The sequence below is a fragment of the Micromonospora sp. M61 genome (genome assembly GCF_018070245.1).
GTDB lineage: Bacteria > Actinomycetota > Actinomycetes > Mycobacteriales > Micromonosporaceae > Micromonospora > Micromonospora zamorensis.
On the sequence record NZ_JAGPYA010000033.1, the window covers coordinates 48,673 to 73,956 of the forward strand.

Here is a 25,284-nt window from a genome sequence, read left to right on the forward strand (position 1 = left end):
CGGCGTGGATCGAGGCCGCTCAGCGGATGAAAAGAGCGGGCGCGGTAGCTATCGTGTAACCCGGGGTGACCAAGGGGGAGCGACCGTGCAGCAGTTGCTGATCGCGGGTCGGTACCGGCTGCTCGACCTGGTCGGCACCGGCGGGATGGGCCGGGTGTGGCTTGCTCGCGATGAGATGCTGCATCGCGACGTGGCGGTGAAGGAGGTCGTGCCGCCGTCCTGGCTGGCCGAGGCCGAGCGCGAGGAGCTGCGACTGCGGACACTGCGCGAGGCTCGCACCGCCGCGCGGCTCAACCACCCCAACGTGGTCCGCATCTACGACGTCGTGCACGACCGGGAGAGCCCCTGGATCGTGATGGAGTACGTGCAGTCCCGGTCGGTGCAGCAGATCATCAGCGCCGAGGGGCCGCTGAGCCCGCAGCGCACCGCTCTTGTCGGGTTGGCGGTGCTGGCCGCGTTGCGGGCCGCGCACACTGCCGGGGTGCTGCACCGCGACGTGAAGCCGCACAACGTGCTGGTGGCCGACGACGGCCGGGTGGTGCTCACCGACTTCGGGCTGGCCACCTTTGACGGTGGTGAGGGTGCGATGACCGGTCCGGGCACCGTGCTCGGCTCACCGCAGTTCGTCGCCCCCGAGCGGGCCCGCGAAGGGGTGTCGGATCCACGCACCGACCTGTGGTCGCTGGGCGCGACGCTCTACGCGACGGTCGAGGGCCAGTCCCCGTACGCCCGGTCGAGCGCGATGGCGACGCTCAGCGCGCTGGCCACCGAGCCGCCGGACCCGATGCGGCGGGCCGGGCCGTTGCGCCCCGTGCTCCTCGGCCTGCTGCAACGCGACCCCTGGCGGCGGTTGACCGTCGCGGAGGCGGAGCCGCTGCTGCGGCAGGCGGCCGCGGAGCCCGACCAGCCGGCCGCGCCGCCGATGTCCTCGGCGGTGGCGGCGTTGCGGAACGCGGGCCGTACCAGGTCGCCGGCTCCGGTGGACACGGTCGGGGCGCCCGACCACCCGCCGACGTCGGCCGGTCGGCCGGCGAGCCGCCCCCGCAGACGCCGACGACGCCTGATCGCTCTCGGCGGCGCGGCCACCGCTCTCCTCGTCGCCGGCGGCGTCACCGTGGGTCTGGTCTACCGCAACGACGAGCGGACGCCGCCGTCCGGTGCCGGTGGGGGCGCGTCGAGCGCCCGGCCGGCCGCGTTCGCCTGCGCGACACCACCGCCACCGCCGCCGACGTCCACTCCGGTGGCGTCGGTCGCGCCGCCGACCGAGGCACGGTACCGGCTACTCGACGGCTGGACCTGGCACGACGACCCGACCGGCTTCCGGATCGCCGCGCCGGTGGGCTGGGCGCGCTGGACGGAGGGGTCGGTGACCTGCTTCCGGGAGACGGGCGGGGCGCGGGTGCTCAGCGTCGAGTCCGGGCCGGTGCGGGCCGACCCGGTGGCGCACTGGAAGGCCGAGGAGGCGCGACTCACCACCGGTGACGGGCTGCTCCCCGGCTATCGCAAGGTGGACATCTCCGCGATGGACATCTTCGAGGGTGGCGCCGTCTGGGAGTGCGGCTGGGAGAACGCCGCAGGCGAACAGGTGCACAGTTTCCGGTTGCTGGCCAACACCTCGGCCGAGCGTTCCTACACCGTCTCGTGGTTGACAAAAGAGTTCGACTGGCAGGTCAACGCGGCATACTTGCCGATGATCCGGCAGAGCTTCACCCCCGCTCTCTGACAGCGTCCGATGTGGACCTTCCGGGTGATGCCCCTGCGACGCCGAGGCTGACTACAGTGGCGTAGTTTTGGGCGCTCAAGATCCCTGGGGAGGGTGAGCCGAGATGATGGGACCACAGCACGCGCTGTCCGGCGCGGCGGTGTGGTTGGCGGGGTCCTGGGCACTGGACCATTTCGCCGACTACCACCAGTCGCCGCTCGCGTTGGCGGTGGGCACCGCGGTGTGTGCCGGCGGCGCGCTCTTTCCCGATCTCGACATGTCGGGCAAGGTGACCAGGAACCAGGGTGGGGCCACCGTGGCCCGCACCTTCGGGGTCTTCTCGCTCTTCGCCGCCGAGGTGATGGAGAAGATCTCGCTCGGGGTCTACTACGCCACGAAGCTCAGCAGGGACCCGCGTCGCAACAACGGGCACCGGACGCTGACCCACACCCTGCCGTTCACCGTGCTGGTCGGCTGGGGCACCACAGCGCTCTGCGCCGCGTACGGCAAGTGGGCGGTCATCACCATCCTGTTCTTCATGTTCGGCCTGGCGCTGCGCGGGCTGTTCGACGAGTGGGCGGAACGCGCCGGCTGGGTGATCATCACCCTCGCGTCGGCCGGGGCGGCCTGGTTCACCTTCGCCAACCTGCCGGGCGGTCGCGGCTATCCGCTGATCGGCACGGCCCTGGGGGTGGGCTGCTTCGTGCACATCCTCGGCGACATGATCACCCGAGCCGGCGTGCCGATCCTCTGGCCGATCCCAATCAAACGGCGGATGTGGATGATGATCGGCCTGCCGAACAGCATCGCCCTGCGGGTCGGCAGCAAGGCCGAGGTGGTCGGGATGCGCATCGCCCTGACCGCCGTCTCGGCGCTCGCGACCGTCGGCCTGATCGCGCCCTCCGTGCTGAGCCGGTTCGACATCGAGATATGACCCATCCGGCGCCGGAGCCGCCGCCAGCCGCCGACACGCGGGTGCCGGCATTCTGGCGCGGACTGGGCCTGCCCGGCCTGGCCGACGTGCACGTGCACTTCCTACCGCCGCGCCTGCTGCGCAGGATCTGGGCGTACTTCGACGCGGCCGGCCCACTGGTCGGCACCGAGTGGCCGATCCGGTACCGGTGGAGCGACGCCGAGCGGGTCGCGTACCTGCACCGTCTGGGCGTGCGGGCGTTCAGCGCCCTGGCGTACGCCCACCGGCCGGGCATGGCCGCGGACCTCAACCGGTGGTCGCTGGACTTCGCCCGGGTCACCCCGGGCTGCCTGCCCTCGGCCACCTTCTTCCCCGAACCGGACGCGCCCGGTTACGTCGAGGCGGCGCTGGCCGACGGGGCCCGCGTGTTCAAGGTGCACGTCCAGGTCGGCGGCTTCTCGCCGACGGATCCGGCGCTGGACCAGGTGTGGGGGATGCTGTCCGACGCGGGTGTGCCGGTGGTGGTGCACGCCGGGCACGCACCCGTGGGCACCGCGCACACCGGCCCGGAGCAGTTCGGCGAGCTGCTGGCCCGCCATCCTCGGCTGACCGCCGTGGTGGCACACCTCGGCGCCCCGGACTATCGGGCGTTCCTGGATCTCGCGGAGGCGTACGAGCGGGTCCGGCTGGACACCACGATGGCCTTCACGCCCTTCTTCGACCAGTTCGTCCCCTTCCCGGACGACGAGCTGCCCCGGCTGCGCGAGTTGGGACTGTCCGGCAAGGTGCTGCTGGGCAGCGACTTCCCCAACATCCCCTACCCGTACGCCGACCAGCTCACCGGGTTGGCCCGGCTCGACCTGGGCGACGACTGGTTGCGCGCGGTCTGCTGGAACAACGCGGCCGCGATGTACGACCTGACCTGACCCGCCGCGCCGTCCCCGCCGCCGCACCGCACCCCCCGCACCCCGAACCCCGCACCCCGCACCCCGCACCCCGCACCAAGATCCGCGCAACTTCCCGGATGTAGCTGCCTGCGGCTCCCGCGAGGCAGCAACATCCCTGATGTTGCTCGGATCTTGCGCACCGGATCGCGCGACGCGCGGCCGGCTGCGGGCACCCCGGGCGGCACCTGACTTCTTTTCGACATCGGCTATTGACGTCGCCGTAACAGGTGGCCTAGCGTCCTGTCGAACCGCTTAGTCGAAGCGTTTCGACGGTGAATTGGGAGCGATCCCAACCCCCGGCCGGAGGAGGTAACGCGATGGCCACCATGCACGACGTCGCCCGCCTCGCGCAGGTCTCGGTCAGCACCGTCTCGTACGTGCTCACCGGCACCCGGCCGATCTCACAGGCCACCCGCAACAAGGTGCTCGCGGCGATGGCCGAGCTCGACTACCAGCCCAACGCGATGGCCCGCGGTCTGGCCAGCCGGCGCAGCCGGATCCTCGGCCTGCTGATGCCGATGGACGAACGCGGGCTCGGCGCCACCGAAACGGCCTTCGTCACCGGTGCCGCCGCGGCGGCCAGCGCCGCCGGCTATCACCTGGTCCTCTCGCCGGTCGGCGGGGGTGACCCCGGCGACCTGCGACGACTGGCCAGCCAGCGGATGCTCGACGGCGTCGTGCTGATGGAGGTCCAGCTGGCCGACGAGCGGGTCACAGTGCTCCAGGAGGCCGGCGTGCCACTGGTGTTGATCGGCCGCACCGGTGACACCAGCACGCTCTCGTACGTCGACATCGACTTCGACCAGACCGTCCGGGATGCCGTCGCGCACCTGGTCGGTCTCGGGCACCGGCAGATCGTCTACGTCAACCACTCGGCCGCGACGCTGGCCAGCGGCTACGGGCCCGCGCTGCGTACCCGTGACGCCTTTGCCGCGGCCATGACCGGGCACGGCCTGGAGCCGGTCATGATCGCGGCCGAGGACAGCGCCGCCGGCGGGCGCGCGGCCCTGGCCGCCGCGTTCGCGCGGGCCCCGGAGCTGACCGCCGTGCTGGCCATGAACGAGACCGCGATCTTCGGCATCCTCGGTGAGCTGAGCGGCCGCGGACTGTCGGTGCCCGACGACGTCTCCGTCGTCTCGATGGTCACCTCGCCGCAGGTCGCCGAGTTGGCCACCCCGGCGCTGACGGCGATGACCTCACCCGGCTCGGCGATCGGTCGGATCGCGATCGAGGCGCTGACGCGCCACCTGGATGACCCCGGCGACCACCGTCACCAGCAACTGCTGCCGTGCGCGTTGGAGATCCGGGGCTCGACCGCCGCACCACGAAGCCGCCAACCCATGGGGGCTGACCAGTAGGAACAGCCCGCCGCCGCGCTGCAACGCGACGACGGGCCCAGTGAAGTACCGGCTAGATACTCGACGAGGAGGATCGTAATGCAGCGATTCCGCCGGCTCGTCGCCGCGATCGCCATAGCGGCGACCGCGACGACCGCCATGGCCGCCTGCGGCGGTGACGACAACGGGGACGACAGCGACGCCAAGACCCTCAAGCTCTGGCACTACGAGAGCGAGAACAGCGCCATGGGGGTCGGCTGGAACCGGGCCATCGAGCTGTTCAAGGCCGAGCACCCGGGCGTCGAGGTGCGCTTCGAGCGCAAGGCGTTCGAGCAGATCCAGCAGAACGCGGGCATGATCATCAATTCGTCCGAAGGCCCGGACATCATGGAGTACAACAAGGGCAACGCGACCGCCGGCCTGCTCTCCTCGCAGGGCCTGCTCACCGATCTGAGCACCGAGGCCGACAAGCGCGGCTGGGCCGGCAAGCTCAGCCCCAGCCTGCAGACCACCGCCCGCTACAGCGACAAAGGCGTGATGGGGTCGGGCAAGTGGTTCGGCGTGCCGAACTACGGCGAGTACGTCACGGTCTACTACAACAAGGACCTGTTCGAGAGCAACGGCGTCAAGGTGCCGACCAGCATGGCCGAGATGACCGCCGCGATGGACACCTTCGTCGGCAAGGGCGTCACCCCGCTGGGCATGGCCGGCGCCGAATACCCGGCCGGGCAGCTCTTCTACCAGCTCGCCCTGTCCAAGGGCGACCGGCAGTTCGTCGACAACTACCAGCTCTACAAGAACCCGGTCGACTTCAAGGCCGACCCGCTCAAGTACGGCGCGGACACCTTCGCCGACTGGGTGCGCAAGGGCTACGTCGCGAAGAACTCGGCCAGCCTCAAGGCCGAGGACATGGGCACCGCCTTCATCGGCGGCAAGGTTCCGATGATCGTGTCGGGTAGCTGGTGGTACGGCCGGTTCAAGGCCGAGATGAAGGCCAACTGGGACACCTTCCTCTTTCCCGGCAACACCCTTCAGGCCGGCTCCTCCGGCAACCTCTGGGTGGTCCCGGAGAACAGCAAGGCCAAGAGCCTGGCGTACGACTTCATCGACATCACCCTGCGTCCGGAGATCCAGGACCTGATCGGCAACAACGGTGGTGTTCCCGTCGCCGCCGACGCGTCGAAGATCACCGACCCGAAGGACCGCAAGCTGATCGAGGACTTCAACACGGTCAGCAAGTCCGACGGGCTCGCGTTCTACCCGGACTGGCCGGTCCCCGGCTACTACGACGTCCTGGTCTCCGGCTTTCAGGGCCTGATCAACGGCTCGAAGTCGCCCGACCAGGTCCTCGACACGATCGCCAAGCCGTACGCCGATGGCGTCAAGGAGATCACCGGCAAGTGACACGGCGAGCGGCGGGCGCGACCGGCACAACCGACGCGCCCGCCCGCCCCGCCGGGAAGGATCTTCCATGGCAGTCTCCGAGACCCTCGCCACCACCCAACCGGCGGCGGCCCCGACCCCACCGCCACCCGGCCGCATGCGCCGCGGCCGCAACGCGGCGTACTGGCTCTACCTGCTCCCCGGAGCGGTGCTCTTCCTCCTGGTCATCGGTGCACCGCTGGTCGGCACGCTCTACCTGTCGCTGACCAAGTGGTCCGGCATCGGCGACCCCCGCTGGGTCGGCCTGGACAACTACCAGCAACTGCTGCACGACGACGTGTTCTGGGCGTCGTTCCGCAACACCGTCTGGATGATCGTCGCGATGGTGGTGGTGCCCACAGTGCTCGGGCTGCTGCTCGCCGCGGTGCTCTTCGACGTCATCGGCCGGCGGTTCAAGCCCCGCACCGCCGCCGCGCTGCGGGCCGCCTTCTACCTTCCGCAGGTGCTGCCCGTCGTGGTGGCCGGCATCGTCTGGGGCTGGATCCTCCGCCCCGACGGCGCGTTCAACAGCCTGCTCGACGCGGTGGGTCTCGGCGCGCTCCGCCACGACTGGCTCGGCGACCCGGGCACGGCCCTGCCGGCCGTGATGGCGGTGATGATCTGGGTGCAGATCGGCTACCCGGTGGTCGTCTTCATGGCGGCACTTCAACGGGTCGACCCCGAGTTGTACGAGGCGGCCGAGGTCGACGGCGCGAACTGGCTGCACCGGTTCCGGGCGATCACCCTCCCGCAGATCCGGCCGGAAACCTTCGTGGTGGCCCTGACCTGCACCATCGCCGCGCTGAAGGTGTTCGGGCCGATCTTCGCCCTGACCCGGGGTGGTCCGGACAACGCCACCAACGTCCCGTCGTACTTCGCCTACTACACGTTCTTCAAGAAACTGCAGGTCGGCTACGGCTCCGCGATCTCCACGGTGCTGACGCTGATCATCGTTGTGGTGGCCGTGGTCTTCATCTGGATGCAGGCCCGCAGCGAGCGCCGGGACCGGGGGTTCTGAGATGGCCGTGACGATCACTGGAGCCGCCGCGCCGGTCCGCCGGCCCGTACCCGACCGCCACCACCGGGGCGTCAGCCGCTGGGTGGTGCTCACCCTGGTCATCCTCGGCGCGCTGGTCATGCTGGTGCCGTTCGCGTTCATGCTGCTCAACGCGTTCAAGTCGCCCGGTGACTACTCGTCGGGCGGGCCGCTGAGCTGGCCGAGCGAGTTCTACACCAAGGGTCTGCGCACGTACTGGACCGAGGTGAACTTCCCGCTCAAGCTCTGGAACTCGGCGCTCATCGCCGGTTCGGTGGCGGTGCTCGGCGTCGCCGTGTCACTGCTCAACGCGTACGCCCTGGGCATCGGTCGGGTCCGCGGTCGGCTCTGGATCGTCGGGTTGTTCCTACTGGCCAACATGCTGCCGCAGGAGGCCCTGATCTACCCGCTGTACTACGTGGCCAAGGAGGTCGGGCTCTACAACACCCGACTCGCGGTGATCATCATCTTCACCGTCATCCAGAGCGCGTTCGGCACCTACCTGCTCGCCTCGGTGATGGGCACGTTCCCGCGCTCACTGCTGGAGGCCGCCGCGCTGGACGGCGCCGGCAAGTGGACGGTGCTGTGGCGGGTGGTCTTCCCCAACCTGCGGCCCACCCTCGCGGTGCTGCTCATCTTCTTCTTCATCTGGACCTGGAACGAGTTCCTCATCCCGCTGGTCATGCTGATCGACAACCAGACGCAGACCATCCCGGTCGCGCTCGCGTCGTTGCAGGGCGACCGGCTGATGGACGCTCCGACCACCAACGCCGGCGCGCTGATCAGCCTCGTGCCGGCCATCCTCTTCTTCCTCATCTTCCAGCGCACCCTGGCGCGCGGCATCACGGCAGGAGCCGAGAAGTGAAGTTCACCGACGGGTACTGGCAGCTGCGCCCCGGCGTCAGCGTCCTGCGTCCCGGCGTCGTGGAGTCGGTCGAGCCGGACGAGCGTGGCTTCACCGTCTTCGCACCGACCGGCCAGATCAACGGACGCGGCGACACCCTCAACCGGCCCCTGGTCACCGTCCGGTTCTCCTCCCCCGCCCCCGGCGTCATCGGGGTGACCATCGCCCACCACACCGGCGGGCTGCCCCGAGAACCCCATTTCGGGCTGAGCACCGGCGACACCCACCCGGTCACCGTCGACGTCACCGGGATCAGCGCGACGCTGACCACCGGTGAGCTGACCGCGCGGGTCGCGCTCGTCGACGGGTGGCGGGTCGACTTCCTGCACGGCGACCGGCTGGTCACCGCGTCCACCGGGCGCAGCATCGGCGTCGTCACCGACGCCGAGGGCCGCCGGCACGTGCACGAACGGCTCGCGCTGGGGGTCGGCGAGACGGTGTACGGGTTGGGCGAGCGCTTCGGTCCGTTCGTGAAGAACGGGCAGACCGTCGACATCTGGAACGCCGACGGTGGCACCGCCAGTGAGCAGGCGTACAAGAACGTGCCGTTCTATCTCAGCAGCGCCGGTTACGGCGTTTTCGTGGACCACCCGGAGCACGTGTCGTTCGAGGTCGGCTCCGAGGTCGTCACGCAGACCCAGTTCAACGTCGAGGGGCAGTCGCTCACCTACTACGTCATCGACGGGCCCAACCCGAAGGACGTGCTGCGCCGCTACACCGCGCTCACCGGCCGGCCGGCCCGGATCCCCGCCTGGTCGTACGGGTTGTGGCTGTCCACGTCGTTCACCACGGCGTACGACGAGAAGACCGTCACCGAGTTCGTCGACGGGATGGCCGAGCGCGGGCTGCCGCTGTCGGTGTTCCACTTCGACTGCTTCTGGATGCGCCAGTTCCACTGGGTCGACTTCGTGTGGGACCCGGAGACCTTCCCCGACCCGGAGGGGATGCTGCGTCGGCTGCACGAGCGTGACCTGAAGGTGTGCGTCTGGATCAACCCGTACATCGCGCAGCGTTCGTACCTCTTCGAGGAGGGCCGCGAGGCCGGTTACCTGGTGCGCAACCCCGATGGTTCGGTCTGGCAGTGGGACAAGTGGCAGGCCGGCATGGCGCTTGTCGACTTCACCAACCCGGACGCGGTCCGCTGGTTCACCGGCAAGCTCAAGGCGCTGCTCGACATGGGCGTCGACTGTTTCAAGACCGACTTCGGTGAGCGCATCCCGACCGACGTGGTGTGGCACGACGGTTCGGATCCGCAGCGGATGCACAACTACTACTCGTACCTCTACAACAAGGCGGTCTTCGAGCTGCTGGAGGCCGAGCGGGGTAAGGGCGACGCGGTCCTGTTCGCCCGCTCGGCCACCACCGGCGGGCAGCAGTTCCCGGTGCACTGGGGCGGTGACTGCGAGTCGACGTTCGCCGCGATGGCCGAGTCGCTGCGCGGAGGGCTGTCCCTGGCCGCTTCCGGCTTCGGCTACTGGAGCCACGACATCGGCGGCTTCGAGGGCACTCCCGACCCGGTGGTGTTCAAGCGGTGGGTCGCGTTCGGCCTGCTCTCCTCGCACTCCCGGTTGCACGGCTCAGGGTCGTACCGGGTGCCGTGGGCGTTCGACGACGAGGCTGTCGACGTGCTGCGACACTTCACCCAGCTCAAGCTCCGCCTGATGCCGTACCTGGCGGCCGCCGCCCAGGAGGCGCACCGCGACGGGACGCCGATGATGCGGCCGATGGTCGTGGAGTTCCCGGACGACCCCGCCACGACGCACCTGGACCGGCAGTACATGCTCGGCCCGGACGTGCTGGTCGCCCCGGTGTTCAGCGCCGACGGTGACGTCACCTACTACGTACCCGCCGGCACCTGGACACACCTGGTCAGCGGCGCGCAGGTCACCGGCCCGGCGTGGGTCACCGAGAAGCACGGGTTCGACAGCCTGCCGGTGCTGGCCCGGCCCGGCGCGGTCATCCCGTTCGGCTCCCGTGACGACCGACCGGACTACGAGTGGGCCGACGATGTGCGCCTGCGGCTGTACGCACCGGCCGAGGGGCAGCGGACCCGCGTACGGGTACCGTCACCCGGGGACGGGCCGGGCGCCGAGTTCGACGTGCGCTACGAGGACGGAACGGCCAGTGCCGCACTGGTCGCCGGCACCTCGACGGGCTACATCTGCGAGATCCAGGGGACTGAACGATGACGCGACACCACTTCCCGGAGAGCTTCGTCTGGGGTTCGGCGACGGCCGCGTACCAGATCGAGGGCGCGGCCACCGAGGACGGGCGAGGGCCGTCAATCTGGGACACCTACAGCCACACACCCGGTCGTACGCTCAACGGCGACACCGGCGACGTGGCCGCCGACCACTACCACCGGTGGGCCGACGACCTCGGGCACATCGCCGACCTGGGCCTCAGCGCGTACCGGTTCTCCATCTCCTGGCCACGGGTGCAGCCCGGTGGCTCGGGCCGGTTCAACCAGGCGGGCATCGACTTCTACTCGCGGCTGGTCGACGGGCTGCTGGAGCGGGGCGTCCGCCCGGTGGCGACGATGTACCACTGGGACCTGCCGCAGGAGCTGGAGGACGCCGGCGGCTGGGCGACGCGGGAGACCGCGCTGCGCTTCCAGGAGTACGCGGCTGGCATCGTCGGTGCGCTGGGCGACCGGGTGCACACCTGGACGACGCTCAACGAGCCCTGGTGCTCGGCCTACCTGGGCTACGCCTCCGGAGTGCACGCGCCGGGTCGGACCGAGCCGGCGGCGGCGCTGGCCGCAGTGCACCACCTCAACCTCGCGCACGGTCTGGCCGGTCGGGTGGTCCGGGAGCTGGCCCCGGCCGCCGAGCTGTCGGTGACGCTCAACCTGCACGTCATCCGGGGGGCGTCCGACTCCGACGAGGACCAGGACGCGGTACGGCGGATCGACGCGTTGGCCAACCGGGCGTTCCTCGGCCCGATGCTCGACGGCGCGTACCCGGCCGACCTGCTGGCCGACACCGCGTCGGTCACCGACTGGTCGTTCGTCCGCGAAGGCGACGAGAAGCTGATCGCGGTGCCGCTGGACGTGCTCGGGGTCAACTACTACTCCAGCACCCTGGTCCGGGCCTGGGACGGGGTGTCGCCCCGCTCCGACGCCGACGGGCACGGTGCGTCGACGTCGACGCCATGGGTCGCCGCGGGCAACGTCGACTTCCTGCCGCAGCCCGGCCCGTACACGGCGATGGGGTGGAACATCGACCCGCCAGCCCTGACCGAGCTGCTGCTGCGCCTGCACCAGGCGTACCCCAGCCAGCCCATGATGATCACCGAGAACGGCGCGGCGTTCGACGACGTGGTGGAGGCCGACGGGCGGATCCACGACGACCGGCGGATCGACTACCTGCGTCGGCACATCGGCGCGATGGCCGACGCCCGCGAACAGGGCGCCGACGTGCGCGGTTACTTCGTCTGGTCGTTGCTGGACAACTTCGAGTGGGGCTACGGCTACGACCGCCGCTTCGGCATCATCCGGGTCGACTACGACACCCAGGTCCGCACCTGGAAGGACAGCGCCCACTGGTACCAGCGCCTGGCCGCCACCGGAAAGCTGGACTCGGCGCAGGACTGAAGTACCCCGCCACGCCCGCACCGAGCTTGCGGCCATGTCCTGACGAGCGTGATGCCTGTGAGTCATCCTGATGACTCACAGGCATCATTCCGGGAGGCCCGAAGCAACGCCTCCTGGACCGTCGGCTCGACCCGGAACCGTCGGGAACGCCGCCTTTTCGCCGGTCACGGCCGGGGCAGGTCGGCGCAGAGCTTCCTCGGGAAGGCCGGCTCGGTGGTGCGGACACGTCCGCAGCCGGCCTCCGTCGAGTTGGCGATCGTTTCCCAGCCGCCCTCGCCGGCCCACCGCAGAAAGTAGCGGCGCACGTTGACCGACGCGTCGCAGCCGGGCCGCGCCTCGGCACCGCAGGGCACCGGATCAAACGGCACCGTCATGACCAGCCAGGTGCCGTCGCAGCCCTCGACCGATCCGGTCGAGTGCCGGGACACGTCCATGCCGCGGACCACGACGCCGACCCACGCCTGGTCACAGTGGTCATTCGGCATCGGACCACAACCGAACGTCGGGTCGCAGCGCTGGTACTCCGCACCGTCGGGCTTCCACGGCTGCTCGTTGAGCACGACGGTCCGGCCGGCAATCGGCCCTGGCGCTGTCAACGTCACCTCGCCCGGAGTGTGGGTGGGACAGGCCCCGACCACCCCGGACAGGCGCGAATCCTGCACCACGTTGGCGTAGATGCGGTTGTTCTCCTCGGTGAAGTAGGTGATTCGCGGATTCCGGGAGCAACCATCCGCGTCACCCAGCAGCGCCACGGTCAGCACGAGCGAGCGCGGATCCGCGCCGGCCCGGACGGCCGTGACATCAGTCTGGTAGGTGGTCCAACCGGTGTCTGCGGCCGGGCCGACCTGCACGGGCGCGTCGCCCGGCCTGGCGCAGCCGACGAGCACGGCCAGGCACAGCAGGGCGGTGGTGAGTCGACGCATGCAACGAGGATCGCCAGTGGACGACCCGGCACATCCGTACGGATACTCAGTCCGCCTCAGACCCCGACCCGCTGCGGCGGGACGGTCAGGCCGTACAGCTCCATCAGCTCGGGGGTGTCGGCCCGACTGCCGTCCGCCACCGAGTCGCAGGCGATGTCGACGATCTGGTCCTTGTGCGCCAGCAGGTACGGTCGGGCGCCCACGTCCGCGCTGGCGAGGGTGGCGATGCCGGGCCAGTGCCGACGGCCGAAGAGCATCGGGTAGCCGCGCAACCCGTCGTAGGTGGCGCAGACCAGCACGTCCGGGTACGGCAGCGCGGCCACCCGGCTGACCGCCGTGACGGTGAGACCCGGCATGTCGACCGGGACCACCACCACCGCCTCGATCCCCTCGTCGTCCATGGCGGCCAGGCCAGCCCGGATGGACGAGCCGACCCCGGTGCCCCACGCCTTGTTGATCACAACGGTGGCCTTGCCCAGGTCGGCGGTCTCCTGGACCTGTTCCGCGGCGGCGCCCAACACGACCACGATCTGCTCGCAGCCCGCCTCGGTCATCGTGTCGATCATCTGATTGACCAGGGGCTTGTCACCCTGGTGCAGCAGTGCCTCGGGACCACCGATCCGTCGTCCACCACCCGCCGCGATGATCATTCCTGCGATCCGGTTCAGCTGCGCCCCCTCCAGCACGGGACCGACCGTGACCGGCCCGTCCCTTCCTACGGACACTGCAACGAGGACGGCCAGCCGAGGGTGGCGGGGCGAAAAGGAGAAATAGCACAACCGTTACACGCCCGGCACCTGCCGGCACGGACACTCCGTCGGTCAGGCCGCGTCGGCGTAGCAGTCGACGATGGACAGGTCGAGCGGAAACCGCACCGGCGTCGCGCCGAAGAGCAGCGCGGAGGCCCGCTCACCGGACCGGTTGACCGCCTCGGCGACCGCAGCCGCCTGATCAGCGGGAGCATGCACGACCACCTCGTCGTGCTGGAAGAAGACCAACTCGGCGTCGGTGCCGGACAACTCCGTCCGCAGCGTGGCCAGCAACGTGGAGGCCCACTCCGCGGCGGTGGCCTGGATGACGAAGTTGCGGGTGAAGCGACCTCGGGACCGGGCGGCACGGGCCCGGGGACCGCGCGGGTCGGCTGCCTCCTCCGGATCGGACGGGACGTCGTCGGGATCACCGAACCCGGCCGAACCCGGCGGGCACGTCCGCCCCAGCCACGAGCGCACCAGCCCGCCCGCCTCACCGGTGCGCGCCGCCGACTCCACATAGGCGAACGCCGTCGGGTAGCTGCGCTTCAACACTGCCAACGCGGGCACCGCCGCCCCGCCGGTCTGCCCGTACATCGCCCCGAGCAGGGCCACCTTGGCCTTGGCCCGGTCACCGCCGAACGAGTCACGCGCCAGCGCGGCATAGAGGTCGCCGGCCCCGCCCGCCGCTGCCAGTCGCGCGTCGCCGGACACCGCCGCGAGCACCCGAGGCTCCAACTGGCCGGCGTCGGCGACCACCAGTCGCCAGCCCGGATCGGCCACCACCGCCCGCCGGATCACCTTCGGGATCTGCAAGGCGCCACCGCCCCGAGTGGCCCAACGGCCGGAGACGACCCCACCCGGCACGTACTCCGACTGGAACCGGCCGCCCTGCACCCACTGCTCGCGCCAGGCCCAGCCGTGAGCCGTCCAGATCCGGTAGAGCTCCTTGTATTCCAGCACCAGCGGCACCGCCGGGTGGTCCACCCCGCGCAACACCCAGGCCCGGGTGTTGGGCAGCTCCACGCCGACCCGGGCGAAGGCCTTCAGCAGCTCCGCCGGGGAGTCGGCGTGCAGGCGGCGTACGCCGAGCGCGCCGGCGATCTGAGCGGCCAGCTCGGCGAGCCGTCGCGGCGGACCACCGACCGGGGACGCCTCGCCGAGCAGCTCGTGCAGGATCTCGTCGTGCACATCGGCCCGCCAGGGCAGCCCGGCCATGCCCATCTCCACAGCGATCAGCGCGCCGGCGGACTCGGCGGCCACCAGCAACCGGAACCGGCCCGGGTGCTCGGTCGTCGCGATGCGGGCGAGCTGGTCGGCGTACACCTGGGTCAGTGCCTCGATGCCCGGGCCCGACGGGCCGGGCAGGGTGTCGAAGAGCGCGCCCTGGCCGTGCCCGGGCGGCGCGGCGGCGCGCGGCGGTGGGTCGGGCGGCACCGCCGCGCCGGTCAGCCGGGCCCAGGCCGCGGCCAACGAGCGCGGCTCGCCCCAGCGGCCCGCGTGCCCCAGCAGCAACGCCTCGGTCAGCTCCACGTCGTGACAGCGATCGACCCGGACGCCGGCGCGCAGCAGCGTCGGATAGACGGACGCGGCGCCGGACCACACCCAGCGCGGATGCTCGGCGGCCTCCCGCGCGGCGACCGCGGCGACCAGGTCGGTGACGGCGTCGGCCGGGCCGGCCGGCCGGCCGACGGCATCCAGCGGGCACAGCACTCCCCCACCCCGCTCGTCGGACACCACCGCCACCAGCACGAACGTGATTCTGCCTCCCCCGTCCGACAGAAACGGAGGCGCACCTCACCCGTTTCGGGACGGTGGGGTGTCGGGGGCCCTCGGTAGCGTGACCTGGTGCCTCCGCAGATCCCTCATCCCGATCCTGGCACTCCGGACACCCGCGGACCGATGCGATACCTGTGGTGGCTCACCCGCCGCCAACCCTGGCGGGTGCTGCGCGGCAGCCTGTTCGGCACGGCCTGGATGATGGGCCTCTCGGCTCGGCCCTACCTCATCGCCCGCGCCGTCGACGACGGGTTGCGCGCCCGCGACATGCGCGCCCTGGCGCTCTGGGTCGTGGCGATCGTCGTCGCGGGACTGGGCCTGTCCTACCTGGGCATCATGCGACACCGCACGATGACCTTCATCCGGGAGGACGCCAAGGCCCGCTCGGCGGAGGTCCTGCTGCGCCACCTGTCCCGGATCGGCGCAGTGCTGCCGCGCCGGGTCGCCGCGGGCGAGGTGTCCACCATCGGTGGCTCCGACATCGACTGGACGGCGCAGGTGCTGACGCTGACCGGGCCGGGCGTCGGGGCGGTCGTCGCGTACGGGGTCATCGCCGTGGTGCTCTGGTCGATCTCCCCGATGCTCGCGCTCTGCGTGCTGGTCGGAGTGCCGGTGGTCGGGCTGGTCGTCGGGCCCCTGCTGCGCCGCCTGGAGCGGGCCGAGTCGGTCTACCGCAAACAGCAGGGAGCCCTCACCGCCCGGTCCGGCGACATCGTGGCCGGCCTGCGGGTGCTCGCCGGGGTGGGCGGCCGGGACCTGTTCGCCCGACGGTACGCGGCCAGGTCCCAGGAGCTGCGCGCCGAGGGCTACCGGGTGGGCGCGGTCTACAGCTGGATCGACGCGGCGACCGTCGCCATCCCAGGGCTGTTCCTGGCGGCGGTGGTGTGGCTGACGGCGCGGATGGCGGTGACCGGTGACGTCACGATCGGCGAGTTGGTCGCCGTCTACGGCTACGTGGCGACCCTGATCGTGCCGGTCTGGTTCCTGCTGGAGGGCAGTCACCAGCTGATCCGGGGACGGGTCGCCGCCCGACGGATCGCCGACCTGCTCAACGTGACCTCGGACGACGTCGGTGGTCCGGGTCGTCGGTGGTCAGGCTCGGTGCCCGACCCTCGCCGACCGGGAGCCCCGGCCGCGCCGGCCGGCCCGGCCGACCTGCACGACCCGCTGACCGGGCTGACCGTACGCGCGGGCTGGCTGACCGGTGTGGCCGCCGACGATCCGGCGGAGGGGCTGGCGCTGGCCGACCGGCTCGGCCGGTACGTCGCCAGCGACACCACCTGGGGCGGTGTGCCGCTGACCGGGGTCGCCCTGGACGAGGTCCGTTCCCGGATCATGGTCGCCGACCACGACTCGTACCTCTTCGCCGGGACACTGCGCGACATCCTGCGCCCCCTGGCCGACGACGACGACCACCGGATCGGCGCGGCCCTGCGGGCCGCCTCCGCCGAGGACGTCGTCGACGCGCTGCCCGCCGGTCTGGACACCCCGATCGACGCCCGGGCCCGGACGCTCTCCGGTGGTCAGCGCCAACGGGTACGCCTGGCCCGGGCGCTCCTCGCCGAGCCGGAGGTGCTCATCCTCGTCGACCCGACCTCAGCGGTGGACGCGCACACCGAGGCGCGGATCGCCGAACGGCTGCGGGCCGCGCGCGCCGGGCGGACGACAGTGGTGATCGCCACGTCGCCGCTGCTGCTGGGCCGGACCGACCTGGTCGCACACCTGAGCGGCGGCCGGATCACCGCCACCGGCAGCCACACCGACCTGCTCGACTCCGACGCCGGCTACCGGCACCTGGTGGCCCGTGGCAGCGACGATCCCGACATCGAGGCCGCCGACACCGAGGAGGCGTACCGGTGAACCGGCTGCCGGTGGCCGATCGCCGCACCGTACGCCAGGCGTTGCGGGACATGATCGGCCGGCACCGCCGCGCGGTCGGGATCGTGCTGGCGCTGCACAGCGCCGCCGCGGTCGCCGGGCTCGCCCCCCCGTGGCTGCTGGGCACCATCGTCGACCGGGTCACTGCGGGCGCGGGAGTAGCCACTGTGGACCGGCTGGCGCTGGCCATCGCCGGTTGTGTCCTGGTCAGCGCGTTGCTCTCCCGATACGCCCAGTACGCCGGTCACCGCTTCGGTGAACGGGCCGTCGCCGAGCTGCGCGAGGAGTTCGTCTCCCGGACTCTCGGGCTGCCGGTCTCGGTCGTCGAGCGCGCCGGCTCCGGGGACCTGGCCACCCGCAGCTCGGTCGACGTGGCGACGGTCGGCACCACCGTCCGGGACGTGGTGCCCACCATCGTCATCGCCGGGGTGCAGTTGACGTTGCTGTTCGGGGCGGTCTTCCTGCTGCATCCACTGCTCGGGCTGGCAGCGCTGGCCGGGCTCCCGTCGATCGTGACGGTGACCCGCTGGTACCTGCGCCGGGCCAGCTCCGCGTACCTCACCGAGGGCGCCGCCGCAGCCGAGCTGACCGAGACTCTGACCACCACCGCCGAGGGTGCCCGCACGGTGGAGGCGCTGCGACTGACCGACGACCGGATCCGGCACGGCACCGGCCGCATCACCCAGGTGTGGCGGGCCCGGCGCGCGACCCTCGCGCTGCGCACGGTGTTCTTCTCGATCGTCGAGGCCAGCTATCCGCTGCCGGTCGCCCTGGTCCTGCTCGTCGGCGGTTACCTGTTCTCCAGGGACATGGTCACGCTCGGCGCGGTGGTCGCCGCCGCGCTCTACCTGCAACAGGCGATCGAACCGTTGGACCGGCTGTTGCAGTGGACTGAGCAGGCGCAGCGCGGTTTCGCGTCGTACGCCCGGGTCCTCGGCGTCGGCATGGTCCCGGCGGAACCGACGGGCCGGACGGCCACGTCGCGGGGAGAGCGGCTCGTCGTACGCGGGGCGCGGTTCTCCTACTCCGGCGGCCCGGACGTGCTGCACGGCATCGACCTGGAGGTGCAGCCCGGTGAGCGGCTGGCCGTCGTCGGTCCGTCGGGCGCCGGCAAGTCCACCCTGGCCCGGCTGCTGGCCGGGATCGACGCGCCACGGCAGGGCGTCGTGAGCATCGGTGGCTGCCCGATCACCGACCTCGACCCCGCCGAGCGGCGCCGCCGCATCGCCCTGGTCACCCAGGAGCACCACGTCTTCATCGGCTCGGTGCGGGACAACCTCTCGTTCGCCGCGCCGGACGCGTCGGACGAGCAGATGCGGGCCGCGCTGGTCACCGTGGGCGCGGACTGGTACGACGACCTGTCGGCGGGGTTGGACACCGCGATCGGCGACGGCGCCCGGCAGCTCGGCGCCGCGGAGGCCCAGCAGCTCGCGCTGGCCCGGTTGGTGCTCGCCGACCCGCACACGCTGATCCTGGACGAGGCGACCGCCGCGCTCGATCCGAGCACCGCCCGTCGGACCGAGCGGGCGTTGGCCGCCGTGCTGGCCGGACGGACCGTCATCGCGATCGCGCACCGACTCAACACCGCGCACGACGCCGACCGGGTGGCGGTGCTGGCCGACGGCCGGATCACCGAGATCGGCAGCCACGATGATCTCGTGGCTGCCGACGGGGCGTACGCGGACCTGTGGCGCTCCTGGCACACGCAGGCCGACGAGCGGCTGCGGTGACCGGCTACTTCACCGCGCCGGAGGTGAGGCCGGCCTGGATCTGGCGTTGGAAGACCGCGTACACGATGATCATCGGAAGGATGGCGATGGTCAGCGCGGCGAACAACCCGGACCAGTCCGCCTCGTAGCCGGCGTTGACCGAGATGTCGGCGATGCCCTGGGTGAGCACCCACTTGTCCTTGGCGTTGGAGAGCAGCACCAGCGGAAGTTGATACTGCGCCCACTGACCGATGATGTTGAAGATCGCGACACTGATCAGACCGGGCTTCGCCATCGGCATCATGACCTGGAAGAACAGTCGGCTGTGCCCACAACCGTCGATCATGCCCGCCTCGGCCACCGACGACGGCAGCGTCTTGAAGAACGCGGCCAGGAAGAACACCGTGAACGGCAACGAGTACGCGGTGTAGACCAGCACCACACCGGTGTGGGTGTCCAGCAGGCCCAGGTTCTTCACCACGAAGAAGAGCGGCACCAGGGCCAGGAAGACCGGGAACGCCAACCCGGAGACGAAGAGGTAGTAGACCGCCCGGTTGCCCCAGAACTTGTAGCGAGCCAGCACGTACGCGGCCATCGAGCCGAGCAGCATGGTGAGGAACGTGCTGCACGAGACCACGATGACGCTGTTCAGGAAGTACCGGCCGACGTTCGCCTTGGTCCACGCCCGCCCGAAGTTCTCCCAGCGCAGCTCGGCCGGGAGCGTCCACGGGCTGCTGAAGATCTCGCTCGTGTTCTTGAACGCGGCGAGAAAGGTCCAGAGGATCGGCACGATCACGATCACCGCCCAGACGGCGAGCGCGATGTGCCCCAGGCCGGCGAAGAGCCGTACCTCCGAGCGGGGGCCCTTACGCCCCGGCCCGGCGGGGTCGGACGGATCACCGGTCTTCGGCGGTAGCGCCGCCGGGGTCGGCGGCAGCGTCGACTGCGGATTCATCAGTACTCCACGCTTTCCCGCTTGGTGAGCCGCAGCGTCAGCGCCGCGAACGTGAGGGTGAGGAAGAACAGCGCCACGCCCATCGCCGAGGCGTAGCCGTACTTCGAGTAGACGAACGCGTTGCGGTAGATCTCCATCGCCAGCACGGTGGTGGCGCCGTCCGGACCACCGCCGTCCACCGAGAGCACCGCCACGATGGCGAACGCGTCGAACGCCGCGATGCCGAGGTACACCCAGGCCACCTGGAGGGTGTCCCACAGCAGCGGCAGGGTGACCCGGAAGAACAGGGTCACCTTGGTCGCCCCGTCCATCTCCGCGGCCTCGTAGATCTCACCCGGGATGGAGGCCATCCCGGCCGAGAAGAGCACCACGTAGAAGCCGACGGCCTGCCAGACGAGGACCGCGATGATCGACCAGAGGGCCAGGTTCGGCTTGACCAGGAAGAGGATCGGCTCCAGGCCGAGCTCCATCAGCACGCCGTTGATCAGGCCGGACTCGTTCGGTCGGTACACCATCTGGAACAGCACCGCGATGATGGCCACCGCGAGGACCTGGGGGAAGAAGAACACCACCCGGTAGAACTTCGCCCCCCAGACCCCCTGGCGTTGCCCGCCGCTGCTCTTGCCGCCCACGTTCAGCAGGAAGGCGAAGAACAGGGCGATGGCAACGGTGATCAGCGGCAGGGCAAGCAGCAGTACGCCGTGGTGCTGGACCGCCTTCCAGAAGGCCCCGTCGTCAAGCAGCCTCCGGTAGTTGTCGAACCCCACCCACTGCGGGGCGGACAGCCCTCGCCAGTTGGTCATCGAGATCTGGAACGCCTGCGCGTATGGCCAGATCACGAATGTCACGTACAGCGCGACCGGGGCGAACAGGAACCCGATCACGAATGGATACTTGCCGTGCCGCATGACCCTAGCTCCGATCGATCAGCGCTTGAACTTGGCTACGGAGCTGTCCTTCTTGATCGCGTCGGCGCGCTTCTGGATTCGCTCCACGAAGGCGTCCGCGTTGATCCGGCCGAACATCAGCTCGTTGGTGGCGGTCCGCGCCTCCGTGTCGAGCTCCTTGTACCAGCCGTCGAAGTACAGGTTGAACACGTCCTGGCCGGCCGCCTTGAGCGCGGCCTGCGAGCTGGCCACACCGGGCGGGAAGGCGAAGCCCTCCGAGCCGGCGGTGACCACGGTCGGGGCCTTGACCACCTCGGTGAAGCCCTTGGCGCCCGCCTTGGACAGCATCTGGCGCATGTACTCCAGGCCGCCCTTGGGGTTCTTGCTCTTCGCCGAGACGAAGTAGCCCTCACCCGCGGTGGCGCGCAGCGCCGTGGCCGGCATCTTGTCCGACGCGGTCAGGCTCGGCACCGGCATGAGCTGGTAGTCGAAGCCGGGCGGGGTGTCCTTCTTCTGCTCGCCCTCCAGCCAGTCACCGCTGGGGTAGAGGGCCACCTTGTACTGGTTCTGCCGCAGCTGCACGTCGGTGTGCTTGAGCCCCTCGAAGCTCTTGTCGCTGAACTTCGCGCCGACCTCGGCCCACGCCGTGGCCGCCTGCTTGATCGCGTCCTGCTTCCAGGCGCCATCCTCCAGGTTGTCGATGTTCTTGAGAACGTCGACGCCACCGATCTTGGCGGCCTGGGTGAGGATCACGTTCCACTGGTAGTAGGCCGCGTTCGCCCCGGCGTAGCCGTACGGGGTGATGCCCTTGGCCTTGATGGCGGTGAGCAGGGTGATGAAGTCGTCCCACGTCTTCGCCGGCGCCCAGCCGTTGTCCTTGAACAGCTTGGCCGAGTACCAGATGCCGAAGACGGTGGAGACGTAGTACAGGACGTACGGCTTGCCGTTGAACGAGCCCGCCTCGATGGTGCCCGGCACCACGGTGTCGCGGACCTTCTTGGATGCGTCGTCGACCGACGGGGCGTCCCACAGCTCGGTGAGGTCCTGGAGCTGACCGTCGGCGACCAGCGCGCCGAAGTCCATCAGCTTCTCGCCCGAGTTGTTCACGAACTCCGGCGGGTTGCCGGAGGCGAACCGCGGCTGGAGCACGGTGGAGACGGCCTGGGTGGCCTGGTGCTTGACCTCCGCCTTGGGGAACGCCTTCTTGTACAGCGGCTCGTGCACGTCGGTGGCGTACTTCTCGCCGTAGCCGCCGTTGAAGATGATCACCTCGATCGGCGCGTCCTCCTTGACGCCCAGCGGGTTGGCGGCGTTCTTGGTGCCGCCGGCGACCTGCTCGTTGTCGTTGTCGCTGCCGCTGGTGGCGCAGGCGCCAAGCAGGCCGATGGCCGGAGTGGCGAGCATGCCCACGGCGGCGGCGCGACGCAGAACCGTGCGACGGTCGAGTGCTGCCGGGTGTTCGGGGGTAAACGACATCGTCGTGTCTCCTTGTGAAATTCGGGTCATGCCGTGCGCCGGAGGCGCCCGGCGTACCGCGACTCGAGGGCGAGGTTGTGCTCGTCCCCGCCGGGGACGTTGGCGGAGAGGTAGATAGGGGGTACCTCCCCTGCCTGGTGGAACCGTCGTACGACCTCCGCGGTCAGCAGCTGCGCCAGCAGCGCCGTGGTGACCGAGGAGACCGCACAGACCGCGCCGCCGCCCTCGAGCGGCAGCAGTGCATCGCCGTACGGCGCGCCGTTGTCCAGCACGACGTCGGCGAGGTCGGCGAGCCGATGCCCGGACGGGTGCCGTGGGGCGACCCGCGCGGTGTGCTCGACCGAGGTGACCGCGATCAACGGGTGACCGCGCTCGGTGACCAGCGCCGCCAGCTCGACCACCGAGCCGTTGATGCCGGACTGGGACGCCACCACGAACACGTCGCGCGGCTGTGGCGCCGCGAGCGCGTAGATCTGGTGGGCGATGGAGGGGTCGCGTTCCAGTTTGGGGTCGGCGAGCACGTCGCGCGGGGCGTCGCCGTGCATCACCAGGTCCCGTACCGAGAGCCGGTTGGTGGGGACCAGCCCACCGGCCCGGGCCACCAGCTCGGCGGCGAACGCCTCGGAGTGCCCTGCGCCGAACGCCTGGAGCACCCCGCCGCCGCGCAGGCTCTCGGCGATCAGATCGGCGGCCCGGGTGATTCCGTCGGCCTCCGAGTCGAGCAGCCGGTCGAGCACGGGGCGGACGGCGTCGGCGTACCCCTGGGCGCTGATCATGAGACGGATCCCTTCGCCGACTTGTGCCCGTCGACGGCCTGCGCGGTGCGCCGGAAGGCCGCGTGCGCGCGGTCGTGCGTGCGTTGGGCGACGGCGATGTAGAGCAGGTCGAGCACCACGAGCTGGGGGTGCCGCGCGGAGAGCGCATCCGGTCGGAAGGTGGTCGCCTGGCTGGCCGTGAGCAGCACGATATCGGCCAGCTCGGCCAACGGGGAACGGGGGAAGCCGGTGAGCGCGACGGTGGTGGCACCCCGGCTGCCCGCCTCGGCGAGCATCTCGATCGTCTCGCGGGTCTGCCCGGTGTGCGAGATGCCCAGTGCCACGTCCCCGGCGCGCAGCAGCGCGGCGCTGGCCAACCCCTCGTGCACGTCGTTCCACGCCCACGCGGCAACCCCGATGCGGTGCAGGCTGAACTGCATCTCCTCACCGACCAGGGCGCTACCGCTGGCGCCGAAGATGTTCACCCGGTTGGCGCCGGCGATCGCCACCGCGGCCCGCTCGACCTCGGCGAGATCGAGAAGGGTGGCCGTGTCGTGCATGGCCCGGGTGTCGGCGGCCATGATCTGGTCGAGCACCCGGGCGAGCGGGTCGCCCGGCTGGATCTCGCGTCCGATGTCGATGGTCCAGCCGGCCGAGCGTGCCCGGCCGGTCTCGGAGGCGATGCCCAGCCGCAGGTCGGCGTATCCCTCGAAGCCCATCACCCGGCAGAAGCGGGTGATGGTCGCGGGTGAGGTGCCGCTCCGCTCGGCCAGCTCGACGATTGTCGAGCGGGCGGCGGCCTCCGGGTCGCTCAGCACGTGCTCGGCTACGCGGCGCAGGGCGCCGGTCAGTTCGGCGAGCCCGTTGCGGACCCGGGCCAGCACCCCGTCGGAGGTCGATCCGAGGGCGTTGCGCCGGTCGATCGCATCGGCGTCGACCACCGCGGTCCCCGCAGCGGTGTCCACCTCTTGATCAACCATCGACGCCTCGCATTTTCGAAGGACTGTTAACTGTTAGTGGTAAAATTTCTTACTAAACGACTGTCTGTGTCAAGACCGTGGGCGAAGTTTTCAAACTGTTACCTGGCGCACAGGCCGCCGTGCCCGCCAGGATTTGCCCTCCACGACGTCGCCGACCAGCATGAACAGTCCCGATCGTCGTTCAGCGCAAGGAGACCCGTGCCGAAGCTCGACACCGCCGTGGTCGGTCTCGACATCGGCGGTACGTCCACCCGGGCGACCGTCCTGACCCTCACCGGGCAACACCTCGGCACCGGTCGCGCCGGCGGCGGCAACCCCACCAGTCACGGCGCGGAACGTGCCGCCGTCGAGCTGCTGACCGCGCTCCGCGAGGCGCTCAGCGACGTCGACCCGGCGCGGGTCATCGCCGGCACCATCGGCCTGGCCGGCGCCGGCCGACTGCTCGCCGACCCGGCCGGACGGGCCGCCTTCGACCAGGCCTGGCAGGACGCGGGCCTGCGCTGCCCGTACACGGTGCACGGCGACGCCCTGGTCGCGTACGCCTCCGGCACCGCCGCCCCGGACGGCACCGTGCTCATCGCCGGCACCGGTGCGATCACCGCGCAGGTCCACGACCTGCGGCTGGACCGGATCGCCGACGGCCACGGCTGGCTCCTCGGCGACGCCGGCTCGGGCTTCTGGCTCGGTCGCGAAGCGGTCCGCCGGCTGCTCGCCGACCTGGATGCCGGGCGTATACCCGGCACGCTGGCCACAGCGGTGCTCACCGAGCTGGTGGGCAGCGCCGAGATCGCCCCCCGCCCACGGGCCACCGTGGACGCCACGATCCAGGCCGTGACCCGACGAGCCCCCGTCGAGCTGGCCCGGCTCGCGCCGCTGGTCGTCGACGCCGCCACCCACGGCGAGCCGGTCGCCACCGCGCTGATCACCGAGGCCGCCGCCCACCTGGCCGAGAGCGTGGGCCGCATCCGCGCGGCCGGCGCGGTGACACCGGTCGTCCTCGGCGGCGGGCTGCTCACCGCCGACACCCCGCTCGCCGCCGCCGTCCGGGTGGAGATCGCCCGCCAGTGGCCGGACGCGCCGCTACGGACCGCCGGTGACGGCGCCGCAGCCGCAGCCTGGCTCGCCGCCCGCGACCTCCCCGAGGTCACCGACCCGGCCGCCCTGCACGCCCGCCTCTTCCCCGCCCCCTGAAACCCCCCGCGCCCCGCCCGCCCCACCCGCACGCGCAAGATCCGCGCACTTTCGGTGAAGTTGCTGCCTCACGGCGCGCTGAGGCAGCAGTTTCACCGAAGTTGCGCGGATCTTGGGCTGGGCGGGCGGGCGGACGGGGGGGCGGG

Annotated in this window: 20 protein-coding genes; 12 read left to right on the forward strand and 8 right to left on the reverse strand. The window is 70.8% G+C overall.

All coding sequences use genetic code 11. The features are described 5' to 3' along the window. Window positions 1–85 precede the first annotated feature (85 nt). From KBX34_RS33720 to KBX34_RS19865, 9 genes are all read left to right on the forward strand, one after another. Entirely contained in the window at window positions 86–1,723 is a 1,638-nt protein-coding gene (locus tag KBX34_RS33720; RefSeq protein WP_307871445.1) for a serine/threonine-protein kinase, read from the forward strand. A 103-nt stretch (window positions 1,724–1,826) separates the two neighbouring features. Next, the gene (locus KBX34_RS19830) at window positions 1,827–2,636 is read left to right on the forward strand and encodes a metal-dependent hydrolase (protein WP_210926230.1); all 810 of its coding nucleotides are present in this window, start codon (window positions 1,827–1,829) and stop codon (window positions 2,634–2,636) included. Next, window positions 2,633–3,541: an amidohydrolase family protein gene (locus tag KBX34_RS19835; protein ID WP_210926232.1), complete on the forward strand. Its 909-nt coding sequence runs from the start codon at window positions 2,633–2,635 to the stop codon at window positions 3,539–3,541. Before KBX34_RS19830 ends, KBX34_RS19835 begins: the two co-directional genes overlap by 4 nt. A 338-nt stretch (window positions 3,542–3,879) precedes the next feature. Continuing rightward, entirely contained in the window at window positions 3,880–4,920 is a 1,041-nt protein-coding gene (locus KBX34_RS19840) for a LacI family DNA-binding transcriptional regulator (protein ID WP_210926233.1), read from the forward strand. 78 nt (window positions 4,921–4,998) lie between these two features. Beyond that, window positions 4,999–6,303 (forward strand): ABC transporter substrate-binding protein, encoded by a 1,305-nt coding sequence (locus KBX34_RS19845; protein WP_210926235.1) that lies wholly within the window; start codon window positions 4,999–5,001, stop codon window positions 6,301–6,303. 67 nt (window positions 6,304–6,370) lie between these two features. Continuing rightward, window positions 6,371–7,339, forward strand: coding sequence for a carbohydrate ABC transporter permease (locus KBX34_RS19850; protein WP_210926237.1), 969 nt, complete (start codon window positions 6,371–6,373; stop codon window positions 7,337–7,339). A gap of 1 nt (window position 7,340) precedes the next feature. Beyond that, window positions 7,341–8,222 carry a carbohydrate ABC transporter permease gene (locus KBX34_RS19855; protein WP_210926239.1) on the forward strand — a complete coding sequence of 294 codons (882 nt, stop codon included), beginning with the start codon at window positions 7,341–7,343 and terminating at the stop codon, window positions 8,220–8,222. Continuing rightward, entirely contained in the window at window positions 8,219–10,450 is a 2,232-nt protein-coding gene (gene yicI / locus KBX34_RS19860) for an alpha-xylosidase (RefSeq protein ID WP_210926241.1), read from the forward strand. Before KBX34_RS19855 ends, yicI begins: the two co-directional genes overlap by 4 nt. Further along, complete coding sequence (locus tag KBX34_RS19865) at window positions 10,447–11,856, forward strand: GH1 family beta-glucosidase (protein WP_210926243.1); 1,410 nt, start codon at window positions 10,447–10,449, stop codon at window positions 11,854–11,856. The genes yicI and KBX34_RS19865 overlap by 4 nt, the downstream gene beginning before the upstream one ends. Window positions 11,857–12,020: 164 nt before the next feature. Here KBX34_RS19865 and KBX34_RS19870 read toward each other — a convergent pair whose 3' ends face one another. The 3 genes from KBX34_RS19870 to KBX34_RS19880 all read right to left on the reverse strand — a co-directional run bounded on the left by KBX34_RS19870 (window position 12,021) and on the right by KBX34_RS19880 (window position 15,280). Continuing rightward, window positions 12,021–12,779: a hypothetical protein gene (locus tag KBX34_RS19870; protein ID WP_210926245.1), complete on the reverse strand. Its 759-nt coding sequence runs from the start codon at window positions 12,777–12,779 to the stop codon at window positions 12,021–12,023. 56 nt (window positions 12,780–12,835) lie between these two features. Then, entirely contained in the window at window positions 12,836–13,429 is a 594-nt protein-coding gene (locus KBX34_RS19875) for an NTP transferase domain-containing protein (RefSeq protein ID WP_088951889.1), read from the reverse strand. 171 nt (window positions 13,430–13,600) lie between these two features. Beyond that, the gene (locus KBX34_RS19880) at window positions 13,601–15,280 is read right to left on the reverse strand and encodes a bifunctional 3'-5' exonuclease/DNA polymerase (RefSeq protein WP_374223704.1); all 1,680 of its coding nucleotides are present in this window, start codon (window positions 15,278–15,280) and stop codon (window positions 13,601–13,603) included. Window positions 15,281–15,430: 150 nt separating this feature from the next. Between KBX34_RS19880 and KBX34_RS19885 the strand changes: the two genes are divergently transcribed. Further along, window positions 15,431–17,167 (forward strand): ABC transporter ATP-binding protein, encoded by a 1,737-nt coding sequence (locus KBX34_RS19885; RefSeq protein ID WP_247672006.1) that lies wholly within the window; start codon window positions 15,431–15,433, stop codon window positions 17,165–17,167. A gap of 50 nt (window positions 17,168–17,217) precedes the next feature. Then, window positions 17,218–18,915: an ABC transporter ATP-binding protein gene (locus KBX34_RS19890; RefSeq protein ID WP_247672014.1), complete on the forward strand. Its 1,698-nt coding sequence runs from the start codon at window positions 17,218–17,220 to the stop codon at window positions 18,913–18,915. A 4-nt stretch (window positions 18,916–18,919) separates the two neighbouring features. Here KBX34_RS19890 and KBX34_RS19895 read toward each other — a convergent pair whose 3' ends face one another. The 5 genes from KBX34_RS19895 to KBX34_RS19915 are packed head-to-tail and all read right to left on the reverse strand — an operon-like array spanning window position 18,920 to window position 23,947. Beyond that, window positions 18,920–19,849 carry a carbohydrate ABC transporter permease gene (locus tag KBX34_RS19895; RefSeq protein WP_088949148.1) on the reverse strand — a complete coding sequence of 310 codons (930 nt, stop codon included), beginning with the start codon at window positions 19,847–19,849 and terminating at the stop codon, window positions 18,920–18,922. Beyond that, window positions 19,849–20,757: a carbohydrate ABC transporter permease gene (locus KBX34_RS19900; RefSeq protein WP_210926248.1), complete on the reverse strand. Its 909-nt coding sequence runs from the start codon at window positions 20,755–20,757 to the stop codon at window positions 19,849–19,851. The genes KBX34_RS19895 and KBX34_RS19900 overlap by 1 nt, the downstream gene beginning before the upstream one ends. Before the next feature lie 18 nt (window positions 20,758–20,775). Further along, on the reverse strand, window positions 20,776–22,212 hold the full coding sequence (gene ngcE, locus KBX34_RS19905; protein WP_141910365.1) for an N-acetylglucosamine/diacetylchitobiose ABC transporter substrate-binding protein: 1,437 nt from the start codon (window positions 22,210–22,212) through the stop codon (window positions 20,776–20,778). 26 nt (window positions 22,213–22,238) lie between these two features. After that, window positions 22,239–22,988, reverse strand: a complete 750-nt coding sequence (locus KBX34_RS19910) for a sugar isomerase domain-containing protein (protein WP_099855637.1) — start codon at window positions 22,986–22,988, stop codon at window positions 22,239–22,241. After that, window positions 22,985–23,947 (reverse strand): MurR/RpiR family transcriptional regulator, encoded by a 963-nt coding sequence (locus KBX34_RS19915; protein ID WP_088949152.1) that lies wholly within the window; start codon window positions 23,945–23,947, stop codon window positions 22,985–22,987. The genes KBX34_RS19910 and KBX34_RS19915 overlap by 4 nt, the downstream gene beginning before the upstream one ends. 198 nt (window positions 23,948–24,145) lie before the next feature. On the opposite strand from KBX34_RS19915, the gene KBX34_RS19920 reads away from it, so the two are divergent. Beyond that, window positions 24,146–25,138: a BadF/BadG/BcrA/BcrD ATPase family protein gene (locus KBX34_RS19920; RefSeq protein ID WP_210926250.1), complete on the forward strand. Its 993-nt coding sequence runs from the start codon at window positions 24,146–24,148 to the stop codon at window positions 25,136–25,138. The last annotated feature ends 146 nt before the right edge of the window (window positions 25,139–25,284 follow it).